Below are 15,981 nucleotides of genomic sequence, written 5' to 3' on the forward strand. Positions count from 1 at the left end.
ACGACGAACGTCCTCCGCCGCGATCGTCCCGTCGATCGGAGTCGCCACCGTGGTCCCTCGCCCCTCCCTCCTCAACCCGTTGAGCGTGCCGCTCGGTCCCGGCGTCCGCTCCGTCCGGCTGCGCGGTGCCGAGGGGCTGTCGGCGCTGCGGCGATCGGTCGAGATCGCCGTCGATCCGCCCGCCGGCTTCCGGATGGATCTCGCCGTCGGCGCGGTCACGGGAGTGCGGGTCCTGCACATCGTCGCGACGCCCTTCGCGGCGCGCTGGCCCGGCCCGTCGACGGCCGACGGAGCCGCGGCCTTCGTCCTGCCGATGGAGGGGAGTCTCGTGCTGGAGTCGGCGGCGGGAACGCTGGCTGTCGATCGCGGCGGCCTCTCACTCTCCTCCGGAGACCCGGTGATCCTCCGCACCCACCGTCCGTCCCGCTTCCTGGTGCTCTGCCTCGACGCCACCGCCTCCGATCGGACGCGCCGCGCCGAGCGCGCACGCACCCTCCCGGAGTCGGCGATGACGACGGCCGCGCGCACCGTGCTGCGCGCCTTCCTCACCGACCTCGACATCCAGCACCCGGTGCAGGCCGAGTACCTCCAGGGCACCGTGCAGCGACTCGGTCGCCTCCTCGGCAGCGAACGCGACGAGGAGGGTGCCGAGCGGCTCGGCCTGAACGACATGGTCGACGCGGCGATCCAGGTCATCCGCGCCGACTTCAGCGACCCCGCCCTCGATCCGGGCACCGTCGCACGCCGCTGCCGGGTGAGCCTGCGGACCCTCCAGCGCGCGGTCGCCGACGAGCGCGGCACCACCCTCCGCGAGCTCATCTCGGCCGTCCGCACCGAGAACGCGCTGCGCCTCGTCGGCACCGCCGAGGCCTCCGGGCTGCCGCTGAGCGACATCGCCCGGCGGTCGGGCTTCTCGTCGCCCGAGCGCCTGCGTCGGGCGATCACGACGCAGACCGGGCTGTCGCCGAGCGAGTACCGCAGGCGCCTCCGCGACGACGAGCGGGCGGCCGGCTGACCTCCCCGCTCCTCGGCGTCGAGCCGCCGGTGCGCAAGGCCCTGGCCCGTGCCGGGGTCTCGGCGTAGCGTCGGAGCATCCCCAGCACCGGTGCCCTCGGCTCCGCGCCCTCCCTCCGCCGGCGCCGGGTTCGAGAAGGGAACGGACATGACGGCATCCGGAACGACGCGCATCCTCATCCTCGGCGGCGGCTACGTCGGCCTCTACACCGCGTGGGGGCTCGAGAAGCGCCGAGGTCTCGCTCCCATCGACGTCACGGTGGTCGAGCCGAACCCCTACATGACCTACCAGCCGCTGCTCCCCGAGGTGGCGGGCGGCCACGTCCAGCCCCGCCACGTCACCGTGCCGCTGGTGGAGGCGTTGAAGCACACCCGGGTGATCCGCGGAGCGATCACGGGCGTCAGCCTCGCCGACCGCACGGCCACGGTGGCCGCCATGGACGGCACCTCGCGCACGCTTTCGTTCGACCAGGTGGTCTTCGCCCTCGGAGCGGTCACCCGCACCTTCCCGACTCCGGGTCTCGCCGAGCACGCGATCGGGTTCAAGACGGTCGAGGAGGCGGCGCACCTGCGCGACCGCGTCATCGAGAACATCGCCCGTGCGGCCCTGACCACCGACTCCGCCGAGCGGCGCCGGCTGCTCACCTTCGTCTTCATCGGCGGCGGCTACACCGGCGTCGAGGCGCTCAGCGAGCTGCTCGACCTCAGCCGCCGCACCCTCGCGGCCCAGCCCTCGCTCTCGATGGGCGATGTGACGTGGCACCTCGTCGAGGCGCTCGACCGGATCGCACCCGAGGTCGGCCCCGAGCTGTCATCGTGGACGCTCGGCCACCTCCGCTCACGCGGGGTGCACGTGCACCTGAAGACCACCATGCCCTCGTGCGAGGACGGGGTGGTCGAGCTCTCGAGCGGTGAGCGGATCCCGGCCGCGACGATCGTCTGGACGGCCGGAGTGAAGCCCAACCCCATCCTCGATGCGACGGACGCGCCGCGTGGTCCGCGGGGACACGTGATGGCCGACGCGCGCCTCCGCGTCATCACGGAGGACGGCGAGCCCGTGCCCGGTGCGTGGGCGGCCGGCGACGGCGCCCAGGTGCCCGACCTCACGTCGGAGAAGCAGCCGGCCTACTACCCGCCGAACGCCCAGAACGCCGTCCGGCAGGCGAAGCTCCTGGTGCGCAACATCATGGCGGAGCTCACCGGAGGCGCCGTCGAGGAGTACCGGCACGTCTCGGTCGGCACCGTCGCCGAGTACGGGCTCGGCAAGGGCGCGGGGATCATCAAGGGCGTGAAGCTCAGGGGCCCGCTCGCCTGGCTCGCCCACCGCGCCTATCACGGCGCGGCGATGCCGAGCGTCGACCGCAAGTGGCGGGTGATCTCGGGCTGGGTGGCCGACGCCGTCGCTCCGCGCGACCTGTCGCCGATGACGGCGCTGCAGGACCCGCGGCGCGCGTTCCGCGAGAGCGCCGAGGCGACCGACCGCGCGGCGGCCGAGAAGGCGGCGGCGAAGGCGGAGGAGTCCGGCGGCGCCTCCTGAGCACGGGGCTCGCCGGGCGGCTCACGCCCGGCGCGGCTTCAGCCTGACGGTCGGCAGCGTCGGTGCGGGGAGCGCGCGGCCGTCGTAGCCGGTGACGGTGCCGAACGGGCCGTCGGCGCCGCCTCCGGAGATCACATCGGACTGCCAGCGCTCACGGGCCGCGGCGATGTCGTCGTGGCTGCGTCCGACGAAGTTCCACCACATCACCAGCTGCTCGGGGAAGGGCTCGCCGCCGATCAGCACCACCCGGCCTCCCTCGTCGCCGGCCGTCAGCTCGAGCGTGTCGCGGCCCGGCGCGAGGTAGGCGAGATCGGCCCGGCCGACGTCGACTCCCTCGACACCCACCGGTCCGGCATCGACGAGGACGCCGTACTCCCACGAGGGGTCGACCGGCAGCTCGACGCGGGCGCCCTGCTCGAGGTCGATCTGCGCCGCGACCAGCGGAGTGAAGACGCTCGCGGGCACGGAGGCGCCGAGCATCCCGCCGACGAAGACGCGCACGACCGCGCCCGGCAGATCGACCCGGATGCCACGGTGGTGCTCGAAGAACGGGTCGACGACGCGCGCCTCCTCGGGGAGGGCGACCCAGAGCTGCACCCCGTGCAGCACCGGCTGAGCCCCGGTCGAGACCTCGGAGTGCGAGATGCCCCTGCCCGCCGTCATCAGGTTCAGCTCTCCGGGGCGCACGAGCTGGTGGCTGCCGACGCTGTCGCGGTGGTCGATCTCGCCCTCGAAGAGCCAGCTGACGGTCTGCAGTCCGGTGTGCGGGTGCGGCGGGACGTCCATGCCCGCCTCCTCCTCGAGGTGCACCGGCCCGTAGTGGTCGGCGAAGCACCACGCCCCGATCGTCGACCGCGACCGCTGGGGCAGCGTGCGGCGCACCTCGATCGCGCGCGGACCGCCGAGCGGCACGAGGCGCGCCTCCAGGATCTCGACCGGGGAGCCGCCCGCGGGGGGCTCGGAGGCGACCGGATGCTCGTCCGGGTGCCGCTCCAGGTTGCTCATCCGAGAAGTTTATGCCTCTGCATGGAGCGCGGGTCCGGAGCGCCGCACGGCCCCCCGCCGGATCGCCTGCACGCCCAGGGCGAACAGGGGGTCCGACCCGGAGTATCGCTGGTTACAGTCGACGTATCGGAGCCCACCCCTGCGGGTTCTGTAGGGAGTGACAGCATGTTCGAGAGATTCACCGATCGCGCACGGCGCGTCGTCGTCCTGGCCCAGGAAGAGGCCAAGATGCTCAATCACAACTACATCGGCACGGAGCACATCCTGCTCGGCCTGATCCACGAGGGTGAAGGAGTCGCCGCGAAGGCGCTCGAGTCCCTCGGCATCTCGCTCGACGCGGTGCGCGAGCAGGTGCAGGACATCATCGGCCAGGGGCAGCAGCAGCCCACCGGCCACATCCCCTTCACGCCGCGTGCGAAGAAGGTCCTCGAGCTGTCCCTGCGCGAAGCGCTGCAGCTCGGCCACAACTACATCGGGACCGAGCACATCCTGCTCGGCCTCATCCGCGAGGGCGAGGGCGTCGCCGCGCAGGTCCTCGTCAAGCTCGGCGCCGACCTCAACCGCGTGCGCCAGCAGGTCATCCAGCTCCTCTCGGGTTACCAGGGCAAGGAGCAGGTCGCCGTGGGCGGTGAGCAGCAGCAGCCGCAGGGCGGCTCGCAGATCCTCGATCAGTTCGGGCGCAACCTCACGCAGGCCGCGCGCGACAACAAGCTCGACCCGGTGATCGGGCGCGAGAAGGAGATCGAGCGGGTCATGCAGATCCTCTCGCGCCGCTCCAAGAACAACCCCGTCCTGATCGGCGAGCCCGGCGTCGGCAAGACCGCCGTCGTCGAGGGCCTCGCCCAGGCGATCGTCCGCGGAGACGTGCCCGAGACGCTGAAGGACAAGCAGCTCTACACGCTCGACCTCGGCTCGCTCATCGCCGGATCCCGCTACCGCGGCGACTTCGAGGAGCGCCTCAAGAAGGTCACGAAGGAGATCCGCACCCGCGGCGACATCATCACCTTCATCGACGAGATCCACACCCTCGTCGGCGCAGGGGCCGCTGAGGGCGCGATCGACGCCGCCTCGATCCTCAAGCCGCTGCTCGCCCGCGGCGAGCTGCAGACCATCGGCGCGACCACGCTCGACGAGTACCGCAAGCACTTCGAGAAGGACGCCGCCCTCGAGCGCCGCTTCCAGCCCATCCAGGTCGCGGAGCCTTCGCTGCCCCACACGATCAACATCCTCAAGGGTCTGCGCGACCGCTACGAGGCGCACCACAAGGTGTCCATCACCGACGGTGCGATCGTCTCGGCCGCGAACCTCGCCGACCGCTACATCAGCGACCGGTTCCTCCCGGACAAGGCGATCGACCTGATCGACGAGGCCGGTGCGCGCCTGCGCCTCTCGATCCTCTCGGCACCGCCCGAGCTGCGCGACTTCGACGACCGCATCGCCGTCGTCCGCGCGGCGAAGGAGGCCGCGATCGAGGACCAGGACTTCGAGAAGGCCGCGTCGCTCCGCGACGAGGAGAAGCAGCTGCTCGGTGAGCGCCTGCGCCTCGAGAAGCAGTGGAAGTCGGGCGACGTCAAGGCGACCGGTGTCGTCGACGAGGGCCTGATCGCCGAGGTCCTCGCGCAGGCCACCGGCATCCCGGTGTTCAAGCTGACCGAGGAGGAGTCCTCGCGACTCGTCTTCATGGAGAAGGCGCTGCACCAGCGCGTCATCGGTCAGGAGGAGGCCATCGCGGCCCTCTCGCGCACCATCCGCCGCACCCGTGCGGGCCTGAAGGACCCCAAGCGCCCCTCCGGATCGTTCATCTTCGCCGGCCCCACCGGCGTCGGGAAGACCGAGCTCGCCAAGGCGCTCGCCGAGTTCCTCTTCGACGACGAGAACGCGATGATCTCGCTCGACATGTCGGAGTACGGCGAGAAGCACACGGTCTCGCGACTGTTCGGTGCCCCTCCCGGGTTCGTCGGCTTCGAGGAGGGCGGACAGCTCACCGAGAAGGTGCGCCGCAAGCCCTTCAGCGTGGTCCTCTTCGACGAGATCGAGAAGGCTCACCCCGACATCTTCAACTCGCTCCTCCAGATCCTCGAGGAGGGTCGTCTGACCGACGGCCAGGGGCGCGTCGTCGACTTCAAGAACACCGTCATCATCATGACCACCAACCTCGGTGCGCGTGACATCGCCGGTGGTCCCGTCGGGTTCCAGATCGAGGGCGACAACGCCACCGGTTACGACCGCATGAAGGGCAAGGTCAACGAGGAGCTGAAGAAGCACTTCAAGCCCGAGTTCCTCAACCGCGTGGACGACGTCATCGTCTTCCCGCAGCTGTCGAAGCCCGAGCTGCTCCAGATCGTCGACCTCTTCATCAAGCGCCTGGGCGACCGTCTGCTCGACCGCGACATGACGGTCGAGCTGACGCAGTCGGCGAAGGAGCGCCTCATCGAGGTCGGGTTCGATCCCGCCCTCGGAGCGCGCCCCCTGCGCCGCGCGATCCAGCGCGAGATCGAGGACCAGCTCTCCGAGCGGATCCTGCACGGCGAGCTCGGCGCCGGGGACCACATCCACGTGGACTTCGTCGACAACGGCTTCGTCTTCACGACGACGCCGCGGCTCATCTCGATCAGCGCGGGTGCGACGACCGGAGCGGCGACCGCCGGCCCGGCGACGCCCGACCTGATGTCGTAGCCTCCGCACCACCGAAGTGCCCGCTCCTGTCCGCAGGGGCGGGCACTTCTGCGTTTGGTTCTAGGCTTGTCGGATGGCCGATTGGAAGTACCCCGTGCGCCGGGCTCGAACGAGCGACGTCCCCTTCATCCAGGAGCTGAGCGAGCCGCTGGTGAACAACCGCGTCCTCCTCGGCAAGGACCGCGTCGTGCTCTACGGCGCCGTGCAGGAGTTCCGCATCGCCGAGGACGGCCAGGGGAACGCGATCGGGTGCGGCGCGCTGCACGTGATGTGGGACGACATCGCGGAGGTGCGCACCCTCGCCGTCGCGGACGAGTGGCTCGGCAAGGGCGTCGGGCACCACATCCTCGAGCGGCTCGAGAACGACGCGCGCGAGCTCGGCCTCTCGCGGCTGTTCTGCCTCACCTTCGAGGTCGACTTCTTCCGGCGTCACGGCTACTCGCCCATCGGCGAGAAGGTCGTCGATCCGGAGGTGTACGCCGAGCTGCTGCGCTCTCCCGACGAGGGCGTGGCGGAGTTCCTCGACCTCGCGCGGGTCAAGCCGAACACGCTCGGCAACACCCGCATGCTGAAGACGCTCTGACCGCGCGTGCGCCGTAGCCTGGGCCGATGACCCCGCCGCCCCGCCGCCTGCCCTCCCGGGTCTACCGGCGTCGCAGGGCGGGGGTGCTGCTCGCTCTGCTCGTGATCGTCGTGAGCGTCGTCGTGCTGCTCTCGCTCCGGCCCTGGTCGAGCGCACCGGAGGAGGCCGAGAGCCCCAGCTCGTCGGCCAGTCCCCTCCCGACGCTCTACCCCTCCACCGCCGCCGGCGGGTCACCGGCCGCGACCGCGGAGTGCACCCCCGACGCGGTGACGGTGACCGCGGTGACGGATGCGACGAGCTACGCCGAGGGCGCTGATCCACAGCTCTCCCTCTCGCTGGCCAACATCTCGGGCGCCGACTGCGTCATCAACGCGGGGACGAGTCAGCAGGTCTTCACCATCACGAGCGGCTCCGACCAGGTGTGGACCTCGACCGACTGCCAGACCGGCGCGGCCGATCTCGAGATCCTGCTGCAGGCCGGTCAGTCGGTCACGGGCAGCTCGATCACCTGGGACCGCACCCGCTCGTCACCCGACACGTGCTCGGGCGGCCGCGAGGCGGTCGACGCCGGTGGAGCGGCCTACAACCTCTCGGTATCGGTGGCGGGCATCCCGTCGGGCTCGACGACCCAGTTCCTGCTGCAGTAGCGGCAGCGGTATCGGTCGCCCGGGGGAGGTCGGCGCCGGGTCCTCCGCGTACGATCGCTGGCATGCATCGGAGGCTCGCCGGGATCCTGTCCGCGACGATCCGGAGGCGGCGGTCGGCTCACCGCCCGCGACCGGCGCTCGGGGGTCTCGGGGCGACGCTCCTCCTCGGGGCGCTCGCCGTGGGCACCCTCGCCGCTGCCCCGTCCGCGCTCGCGGATCCTCCCTCCGGCGCCACGGTCGTCGAAGCGGCCGGGGGCGTCGACGACTTCCGCTTCTCCGACTACTCCGCCGAGTTCGTGCTCGGGCGCGACGACGACGGGCGTTCGACGCTCACGACGGTCGAGACCTTCGTCGCCCAGTTCCCCGCCGCGGATCAGAACCGCGGCATGCAGCGGGCGATCCCGCTCGAGTACGAGGGCCACCCCACCGACGTGGAGCTCGTCTCGGTCACCGACGCCGACGGCAGCCCGCGCCCCGTCGAGCAGGACTCCGAGGACGGCTTCCTCCTCGTGACCAGCGCCGAGGACGGATTCGTCCACGGCAGCCAGAGCTACACCTTCACCTACACCCAGCGGAACGTGACGCTCTCCGCCGACGGGACGACCAGCGGCGAGGACGAGTTCTACTGGGACACGAACGGCACGGCCTGGCGGCAGGCGTTCGACGCGTACGAGGTCCGAGTCGACCTCGACGACGGTCTCGCCGAGGCGGCGACGGGCACCGCGAGCTGCTACCGCGGCACGGCGGGCTCCGGTGACGGCTGCACGCTCGAGAGCAGCGGCGGAGTCGTCGCCGTGTCGGGCGAGGGACTCGCGCCGGGCGAGAACGTGACCGTGGCGATCGGCTTCGCACCCGGGACGTTCACGCCGCGCGACGACAGCTACTTCGCCTCCGGATGGGCGTGGCTGCAGCTCGCGGGGATCCTCCTCTCGCTCGGCGCGCTGATCGCCGCGATCGTGCGCAGGGCGACGGTGCTCAAGGACGCACCCGGGCGTCCGACCGTGATCGCGGAGTACGAGCCGCCCGCCCAGGGGCTGTTCCTCGCCGCCGCCCTGCGGGGCAGGAGCGCCAAGGCGCCCGCGGCCGTGCTTCTGGACGCGGCGGTCCGCGGACTGGTGCGGATCGAGGAGGCGAGCGGACCGCGCGGCAAGCCGACCTTCGCGGTGCGCGTCGTCGAGCGGGAGGCGGCCCCGCCGAGACGCGTCATCGCGCCGCCCGCTCCCGCCGACCAGGAGTTCCTCGACATCGCCTTCGGGCCCTCACCGCGCCCGGGGACGGTGCGGGATCTCGCCGAGAAGGACAAGGCGTTCGGCAAGGCGGTCTCCTCCTTCCTGCTCGCGCTGCCGGCGCGAGCGACGGAGGCGGGCCTGCGCCGGCCCGGTACCGTGCGCGGTTCGGTGCTGCTGATCGGCGTCTCCGTCCTGGGGCTGATGGCCGCCGTCGTCGGCGGGGCGGGCCTCCTCAACGGGGCACTCGGCGGGGCTGCGCCGCTGGTGCTGCTCCTGCTCGCGCTGGCGGGGGGAGTCGTGGCGGTCGTGCTGGTCTCGAAGACGCCGCTGACCGCGGCCGGCGCGGAGCTGCGGGACCACCTCCGGGGGCTCGAGCTCTACATCCGGCTCGCGGAGGCGGACCGGCTCGCGATGCTGCAGTCGCCCGAGGGTGCCGACCGGCGGACGGTCGGTCCGGTGGAGGTCGTCCGCGTGACGGAGCGCCTCCTGCCCTGGGCGGTGCTGCTGGGCCTCGAGAAGGAGTGGGCTCCGGCCCTGGCCGTGGCCTACGAGCGGGTCGGGGAGGACCCGTTCTGGTACTCCGGGAGCAGCGGTTTCCACGCCGCCGCGTTCGCGGGGAGCGTGTCGTCGTTCTCGTCGTCGACGTCGACCTTCGTCGGGTCGTCGTCGAGCTCGTCGAGCGGCGGCTCGGGCGGGGGCGGCAGCTCGGGCGGTGGCGGTGGCGGAGGCGGCGGAGGCGGCGTCTAGCCGGCGCTCCGCGTCCGCTTCCGCAGGCGGCGCTCCGCTCTGAGGCGGCTGCTCGAGGCGGCGTAGTCGCGGGAGCTGCGGCTCGACAGGGCCAGCAGCACGAGCAGGTCGAAGGCGACGCTGCCGAGGTTGGTCTGGAGGCTGATCGCGGCCCCGCCCTGCGCGAGGGCCGTGAACGCGGTCACGGTGCTGAGCACGCTCGACGTGAGGGCGAGGATGCGCGCGGTGCCGGATCCACGGAGGACCAGTGCCGAGAGGAGCAGCCAGATCAGCGTGGCGGCGACGAGGGCGCCGAGGGCGACCAGGTGCGTGCTCGCCTCGTCGAGGGTGCTGCTCGCGGGGGCGCCGCCGGTGCCGTCCTCGAGCCACGTGAGGTCGTCGAGCGAGGCGACCCCGGAGGCGAGCAGCGCGGCCTGGAGGGCGTAGGCGAGTCCGCGGGCGGCGAGCATGAGTGCGCCGACCGTAGTCGTCGAGGGGCGGCGGCGCGCGGCGGCGCCCGTGCCGAGCGACGGCGCGGCGAGCTCGGTCGCTGCGGCGGGGATGACGGCGTCGTCCGGTGCGACCGCTCCGGGCGGCACCGGTACGGCGCGCAGGTCGAGCACGGGGAGGTCGCCGTCGGTGACGATGGAGTCGCCTCCGCCGTTGCGGGCGTGGTAGCCGGTCGAGAAGTCGCGGAGGACGTCGACCTGCAGCTCGGGATGCGCCGCCCGGAGGCTCTCGACGATGTGGTCGCGCTCTCGATCGGTGTCGGGCGAGATCTTGTGGGTGACCTGGAGGGTGAAGAGCGAGAGTCCGACGCTGCGGTCGAAGGTGCCGGCGGCGACCCACTCCACCGGGAATCCGCCCGGGAGCAGCCATCCGTCGGGGCAGCGCCAGAACCGGACGTGGTGGCGTTTGGCCGGGTTGCCGGCCACCTCCTGCTGGAACGCGACGTCCTGCTGCCTCCCGAAGACGAAGAGGGGCGAGACGGGGGCCTCGTGGTAGCTGCGCCGCGCGAGGGTCGAGGTGATGATCCGGCGGCTGCTGCGGAGCGTCACCTCGTCGGCCCGGGTCCAGCCGGCGGAGGTCATCGCGTGAACGAGCTGGGCGTCGGTGCCCTGCACCGCGAGGTTGACCGGGTCGCCGAGGAGTCCGTCGCTCGTGCGGGCGCGGCCGATGAAGTAGTCGGGCACGTAGAGCCGGGTGAGGATGCGGTGGAGGCGGGGGAGCGCGAGGTAGGCGACGAGCACCCAGACGGCGACGAAGAAGCCGATCTGCGCCCAGCCGGAGCGGACCCCGTCGTCGAGGAGGACGACCGCGAGCAGCACCGCGGCGACACCGCCGAGGACGAAGAAGGCCTGATCGAGGAGGGCGGGGACCGAGAACCGGCGGCTGGCGGAGGGCCTGTCACTGCTCACGGCGTCAGCCTAGGGGCGGCGTCAGCCCGCGGGAATCCGCTCGGGGACGGGGACGAGCGCGTGGGTGATCGCGCTCTGCAGGGTGAAGGCGCTCGAGTCGAGGTGGGAGGGGTGGCCGAGACGCGTGGCCTCGTTCGCGCGCTGCTTCGCTCCGGAGGCCGGTCGGATGTCTCCCGAGAGGCTGATCTCGCCGAAGGCGGCGATCCCGGTGCGCAGCGGCGTGTAGGCGTGTGCGGAGGCGATCGCGACGGCGATGGCGAGGTCGGCGGCCGGCTCCATCAACTTCACGCCCCCGACGGTCGACACGTAGACGTCGCACTGCCGCAGGGGGATCCCCGCCTGGCGTTCGAGCACCGCGAGGATCATCGCGACCCGTGAGGCGTCGACGCCGTTCGTCACGCGGCGGGGGTGGTCGCCGTTGTTCGCGATGACCAGCGCCTGGATCTCGACGGGAAGGGCCCGTCGGCCCTCCATCGCGACCGTCACGCAGATCCCGGGGGTGGGGAACCTCGTGCGGCTGAGGAAGAGACCGCTCGGATCGGGGATCTCGGCGATGCCCTCGGCCGTCATCTCGAAGCAGCCGACCTCGTCGGTCGGCCCGAAGCGGTTCTTGAGGGAGCGGACGAAGCGCAGCGCCGTCTGCCGGTCGCCCTCGAAGTGGCAGACGACATCGACGAGGTGCTCGAGCAGGCGCGGCCCGGCGATCGAGCCGTCCTTCGTCACGTGACCCACGAGGACGAGGGGGAGCGCGCGCTCCTTGCAGACCCGGATGAGCGTCGCGGCGACCTCCCGCACCTGGCTCGGCCCGCCGGGGAGGCCGTCGACCGTGTCGCTGGCGACGGTCTGCACCGAGTCGACGATCAGGAGGTCGGGCAGCACCTCGTCGATCTGGCCGAGCACCGTGGCCAGGTCGGTCTCGGCGGCGAGGTAGAGGCTGTCGTGCATCGCGCCGGTGCGCTCGGCGCGCATCCGCACCTGCGCCGCGGACTCCTCGGCGCTGACGTAGAGGACCCGCTGCCCCTCGGCGGCGGCTCGGGACGCGACCTCGAGCAGCAGCGTGGACTTGCCGACGCCCGGCTCGCCGGACAGGAGGACGACGGCTCCGGCGACGATGCCGCCGCCGAGCACGCGATCGAGCTCGCCGACCCCGGTCGGCCGGTGGTGCGCCCCCGAGGTGGTCGGGATCTGCGTGATCGGCCGGGCGGCTCGTGAGGCGGTCGGTGCCACGGCGGCGACCGCGCGCACCAGGCCGGTGCGCTCGGTGCTCTCGACGACGGTGCCCCACTGCTGGCACTCACCGCAGCGGCCGGCCCACTTCGCGGCCGTCCATCCGCACTCGGAGCAGCGGTAGGCGGCGGTGCGCGTCTTCGAGGCGGCCATGAGGTCCTTTCGGGAGCGGAGCGGGATCGTTCGAACGTGTCTTCGACAGTACCGGCGAGCACCGACACGCGAGAACGGCGCGCCCGATGCTGGGGAGAACGCGGCACGGCCGGTGGGTGTGGAGTTCGACGACGCCCCGAGCGTCGATCGAGCAGCGTCGGTGGTCTGCGCGAGACTGACGACATGTCGTCGACAGTGCATCTCCTCAAGTCCGGCCGTTCGCTCGGGGTCGCCTGGTCCGGCGCCGAGGACGCCGAGCACGTCGTCGTCCTCGCGCATCCCGCGCCGGGCTCCGCCGACTTCGATCCCGACCCCGAGGCGACCGCGGCCCACGGCGTCCGACTCCTCTCCTTCGACCGACCGGGCTACGGGGCGTCGTCCCTGCTGACCGATCTCGATCCCGCGGGCGCCGGTGCCGGCGCGAGCCCCGAGCAGGCCGCCGCCGACATCGCCGAGTACCTGGCGACGATCGGCATCGCCTCGGTCGCCGCCGCCGGCTGGTCGGCGGGCGGCCGCGTCGCGCTCGCGCTCTCGGCCAACTACCCCGGTCTCGTCGAGCGCGTCGCCGTCATCGCCACTCCCGCGCCCGACGAGCAGGTGCCCTGGGTCGGCGACGACAACCGCGCCATGCTCGAGCCGCTGCGCGAGCTCCCTCTCGACGCCGCCGTCCGCTCCCTGACCGCGACGCTCGACGGAGCCTTCGGCTCCGCACCCGACCCGGCCGCGATGCTCGGGATGCTCGGCGCCTCCGACGTCGACGCCGCCGTCCTCGAGGCGCCCGGGGTCCGCGACCGCCTTCTGCGCATGCTCGAGCGCGCCGCCGCGCAGGGCAACGTCGGGTCGGCCGCCAACATCATCGGCTACTCGATCCAGGAGTGGGGCTTCGCCGTCGAGGGCGTCGCCTCGCCCGCCCTCCTCCTCTACGGAGCGGAGGACGCCCTCGTCGGCAGGGCGCACGCCGACTGGTACGCCGCCCGCCTCCCCGATTCGCGCCTCGAGCTCGTGCCCGATCGCGGTCACCTCGTCGCCGTCTCGGAGTGGAGCCGCGTGCTCGACTTCCTCCTGCCGAGCGCGGGCTGACGGGCCCGATTGGCGCCGCTTCCGGGCGTCGCGTACACTCTTCCCCGGTACCGTGTCCGAGCGGCCGAAGGAGCATGTCTCGAAAACATGTGTGGGCTTGCGTCCACCGTGGGTTCAAATCCCACCGGTACCGCCGTGCAAGGCAGATCAGGGGCACTCCTCGGAGTGTCCCTGATCTGCGTTCACCCTCCCTCCGCGATGGAGGGTCCGTCCGCGGCGGTCCGGGTCCGCAGACGCGCCCGATCCTCGGCGAGGGCCCGGTGCATCGCCTCCGCCCCCCGGTGGTCGCCGGCCTCCCCGGTCGCGCGCGCCAGGTCCTCGCGGGTGGCGAGCACACTGCGGTGATCCGGCCCCAGGATCCGCTGCTCGTCGGCGAGCAGCGCCGAGTACAGGGCGGTCGCCTCCTCTGCGCCGAGCGTGTCCTCGGCAGCCCTCGCCAGATCCGACCTCGCGCCGAGCGCCTCGGGACTGTCGCGGCCGGACCTGGCTGAGAGATCCGTCGCGATACGCTCCCACATCGCGAGGGCCTCCTCCGGTCGGCCCGAGCGCGTCAGAGCAGCGGCCAGTCGCCGGCGGGTGCCGAGGAGCTCGGCGCCCTCCTCGCCGAACGCGGTCGCCTGCAGGGCGAGGAGCTCCTCATCGAGACGGACCGCCTCGCGAGGCCGGTCGGCCTCGGCGAGGGCGAGACTCAGCTCCGCCCGGGTGTCCATCACGTCGCCGTCCGATGCGCTCCGCGTGGCCAGCTGCTGGGCGAGCACCTCCTCGAGCATGCCGACCGCCGCCTCCGGTCGTCCGGCGCTCGCGACGGCGCCGGCGAGCGACCGGACAGTCCTCTGGACGACGGCCGCGTCACGGCCGTACACGGTGCGCTCGACCTTCAGCAGCTCGTGGAGCAGCTCGATCGCCCGCCCCGGATTCCCCTGTCTCCGCTGCGCCTCGGCCACGGTCCACTGGAGATCGCGGTCGCGCTCGTCGCGGAGGTCGAGCCGGGCGTGCGCGTCCTCGCCGAGACGGGCGATCGTCTCGGACTCCTCCTGCAGATCACCCAGGACGCCCACCAGCACCCGCGTCGCGTCGGCGACGTCGTGATCGCCGATCTCGGGACCGTAGGCCAGCAGCAGCCGAGCGGCGTGCACCGACCGGTACGGCGGGGTGGAGGGATCCGCGATCAGACGCCGGGCTCCGTCGATCAGCGCCTCTCGGACGCGCCGCCGTCTCGTCGCGGTGGCGAACTCCCCGGCGGCGAGGTTCAGCTGAGCCGAGTCGTGGAAGCGCCGGAGGACGCCGTCGTCCGTGCGGACCCAGGCGCGCTCGACCGCGCTCCCACCGGCGGGCGCCCGACGCGGGTCGTCGCCCGGCGGAGCGAGAGCGGTGTCGAGCAGAACGCGATCCCACGCCGGGCTGTCGGTCGCGCGAGCCGAGACGACCGCGGGGATCGCCAGGGTCGCGAGGGCCAACCGCTCCCGCTCCTCTCCCTCCAGCCGTTCCCAGGCCCTCTTGTAGACATCCTCGACCTTGCCCGAGAGCCTCGCGATGTCGGCCGGTTCGATGTCGAGGACCTCTCCTCCGGGGTCGCCGTAGGTCTCGAGGACCAGTTCGAGGGCGAAGGGATTCCGGTAGGCGGCCAGCAGCGCGCCCCTGGTGGCCGACCCCACCTGCGCGACATGGGAGTCCACGATCGACGAGAGCTCGTCGGTCTCCAGCGCCCGGAGCGAGGCGTCGCGCGGGAACGGCGACGGCAGTGCCGCCATCTCCTCATCGACCCGGACGAGCCGTTCTCCCGCCGCGCGCAGGGCGTGCTCGAGCGCGGGACGGGCCTCGAGGAGACCGGGCCATCCGGTGGTGAGGATCATCACCGGTGCGTCGCGCCTGACCAGGCGCTCGAGGAGCTCCAGGAGGAGGTCGTCGGCGTCGTGGACGTCCTCGACGACGACCACGACGGGGACTAGAGGGGCGATCTTCGCCAGGAACGACTCCACCTCGTCCGCCTCCGAGGGCCTGTAGACGATGCCCTCCTCGCTCCGCAGGCTCCTACTGCGGGCGCGGGCGGCCCTGCCCCCCGCGACGCCCTTGTGGATCAGCCAGCTCACCGCCGAGAACCCCGGCAGCGTTCCCCCGACCATCTCGGCGGCTCTCGTGAGCCCGAAGTCGACGACGGCCGCCCTGCCGTCCTCGAGCACCTTCGCGCGGAGGGCGAGGAACGCGGGATGGGCGAACTTCTCGACGAAGCCCGCCCGGAACCACCACGCGTTCTCGAGATGGTCGATGTGCTTGCGCAGCACCCCGACGTCCTGCAGGAGGGACTCGGTGGGGCTCCCGTTCCGGACGCCGCACGTGATCCCCCACCACAGGTAGTCCGGCCGGCTCATCGGCACGTGGTCGAAGTCAGGCGGATTGATGATCTTGCGGCGCTCGGAGACCCGCGAGCGACCGGAGGAGATGGTCGAGGGCCAGTACGCCGGCTCGTCCTGGCGCGTCCCTGCCAGCGCCGCGTAGAACTCCCTGGTGATACGCGTCTTGCCCCACCCCGTCGGCGCCTCGAGGGAGACCCAGACGGCTCGCTGATCGCGGACCGCTCGGTCGAACACGTCGAGGAGGCCGGCCACGACCGCCCGGCGTCCCCGCCCGACGAACTCCGCCTCGTGCGGATCGGATTCCACGGTCCTCGCCTCCTTCGTCGCGCAGT

General features: G+C 72.3%; 11 protein-coding genes and 1 tRNA gene. 8 read left to right on the forward strand and 4 right to left on the reverse strand.

Annotation, left to right across the window (positions count from 1 at the left end; translation table 11 throughout):
- Positions 1–49 precede the first annotated feature (49 nt).
- Positions 50–1,015, forward strand: coding sequence for an AraC family transcriptional regulator (locus tag B9Y99_RS11150; protein WP_085476680.1), 966 nt, complete (start codon positions 50–52; stop codon positions 1,013–1,015).
- A gap of 147 nt (positions 1,016–1,162) precedes the next feature.
- Positions 1,163–2,551 (forward strand): NAD(P)/FAD-dependent oxidoreductase, encoded by a 1,389-nt coding sequence (locus B9Y99_RS11155; RefSeq protein ID WP_085477363.1) that lies wholly within the window; start codon positions 1,163–1,165, stop codon positions 2,549–2,551.
- Between the two features lie 21 nt (positions 2,552–2,572).
- On the opposite strand, the gene B9Y99_RS11160 is transcribed toward B9Y99_RS11155, so the two are convergent.
- Entirely contained in the window at positions 2,573–3,556 is a 984-nt protein-coding gene (locus B9Y99_RS11160; RefSeq protein WP_085476681.1) for a pirin family protein, read from the reverse strand.
- 165 nt (positions 3,557–3,721) lie between these two features.
- Here B9Y99_RS11160 and B9Y99_RS11165 point away from each other — a divergent pair, with 165 nt between their 5' ends.
- The 4 genes from B9Y99_RS11165 to B9Y99_RS19045 all read left to right on the forward strand — a co-directional run bounded on the left by B9Y99_RS11165 (position 3,722) and on the right by B9Y99_RS19045 (position 9,438).
- Positions 3,722–6,232 carry an ATP-dependent Clp protease ATP-binding subunit gene (locus tag B9Y99_RS11165; protein ID WP_085476682.1) on the forward strand — a complete coding sequence of 837 codons (2,511 nt, stop codon included), beginning with the start codon at positions 3,722–3,724 and terminating at the stop codon, positions 6,230–6,232.
- A 73-nt stretch (positions 6,233–6,305) separates the two neighbouring features.
- Positions 6,306–6,815 (forward strand): amino-acid N-acetyltransferase, encoded by a 510-nt coding sequence (locus B9Y99_RS11170; RefSeq protein WP_085476683.1) that lies wholly within the window; start codon positions 6,306–6,308, stop codon positions 6,813–6,815.
- A 26-nt stretch (positions 6,816–6,841) separates the two neighbouring features.
- On the forward strand, positions 6,842–7,462 hold the full coding sequence (locus tag B9Y99_RS11175; RefSeq protein ID WP_085476684.1) for a hypothetical protein: 621 nt from the start codon (positions 6,842–6,844) through the stop codon (positions 7,460–7,462).
- A gap of 62 nt (positions 7,463–7,524) precedes the next feature.
- Positions 7,525–9,438 (forward strand): DUF2207 family protein, encoded by a 1,914-nt coding sequence (locus B9Y99_RS19045; RefSeq protein ID WP_085476685.1) that lies wholly within the window; start codon positions 7,525–7,527, stop codon positions 9,436–9,438.
- Here the strand turns inward: B9Y99_RS19045 and B9Y99_RS11185 are convergent.
- A complete protein-coding gene (locus tag B9Y99_RS11185) occupies positions 9,435–10,835 on the reverse strand; it encodes an LssY C-terminal domain-containing protein (RefSeq protein ID WP_085476686.1) in 1,401 nt (466 codons plus the stop codon). The two genes, B9Y99_RS19045 and B9Y99_RS11185, sit on opposite strands and share 4 nt — an antisense overlap.
- A gap of 21 nt (positions 10,836–10,856) precedes the next feature.
- Complete coding sequence (gene radA, locus B9Y99_RS11190; RefSeq protein WP_085476687.1) at positions 10,857–12,215, reverse strand: DNA repair protein RadA; 1,359 nt, start codon at positions 12,213–12,215, stop codon at positions 10,857–10,859.
- Between the two features lie 183 nt (positions 12,216–12,398).
- Between radA and B9Y99_RS11195 the strand changes: the two genes are divergently transcribed.
- Positions 12,399–13,295, forward strand: a complete 897-nt coding sequence (locus B9Y99_RS11195) for an alpha/beta fold hydrolase (protein WP_085476688.1) — start codon at positions 12,399–12,401, stop codon at positions 13,293–13,295.
- 46 nt (positions 13,296–13,341) lie between these two features.
- Positions 13,342–13,428 (forward strand) — tRNA-Ser (locus B9Y99_RS18790).
- A gap of 49 nt (positions 13,429–13,477) precedes the next feature.
- Here B9Y99_RS18790 and B9Y99_RS11200 read toward each other — a convergent pair.
- The gene (locus B9Y99_RS11200; RefSeq protein WP_085476689.1) at positions 13,478–15,955 is read right to left on the reverse strand and encodes a tetratricopeptide repeat protein; all 2,478 of its coding nucleotides are present in this window, start codon (positions 15,953–15,955) and stop codon (positions 13,478–13,480) included.
- Between the last annotated feature and the right edge of the window lie 26 nt (positions 15,956–15,981).

The organism is Rathayibacter oskolensis, assembly GCF_900177245.1.
Classification (GTDB): domain Bacteria; phylum Actinomycetota; class Actinomycetes; order Actinomycetales; family Microbacteriaceae; genus Rathayibacter; species Rathayibacter oskolensis.

Bases quoted from the DNA above. Each gene is read 5' to 3' on its own strand.
- B9Y99_RS11160 (WP_085476681.1), bottom strand. From the start codon at position 3,556: ATGAGCAACCTGGAGCGGCACCCGGACGAGCATCCGGTCGCCTCCGAG.
- radA (WP_085476687.1), bottom strand. From the start codon at position 12,215: ATGGCCGCCTCGAAGACGCGCACCGCCGCCTACCGCTGCTCCGAGTGC.
- B9Y99_RS11175 (WP_085476684.1), top strand. From the start codon at position 6,842: ATGACCCCGCCGCCCCGCCGCCTGCCCTCCCGGGTCTACCGGCGTCGC.
- B9Y99_RS19045 (WP_085476685.1), top strand. From the start codon at position 7,525: ATGCATCGGAGGCTCGCCGGGATCCTGTCCGCGACGATCCGGAGGCGG.
- B9Y99_RS11195 (WP_085476688.1), top strand. From the start codon at position 12,399: ATGTCGTCGACAGTGCATCTCCTCAAGTCCGGCCGTTCGCTCGGGGTC.
- B9Y99_RS11155 (WP_085477363.1), top strand. From the start codon at position 1,163: ATGACGGCATCCGGAACGACGCGCATCCTCATCCTCGGCGGCGGCTAC.
- B9Y99_RS11170 (WP_085476683.1), top strand. From the start codon at position 6,306: ATGGCCGATTGGAAGTACCCCGTGCGCCGGGCTCGAACGAGCGACGTC.
- B9Y99_RS11165 (WP_085476682.1), top strand. From the start codon at position 3,722: ATGTTCGAGAGATTCACCGATCGCGCACGGCGCGTCGTCGTCCTGGCC.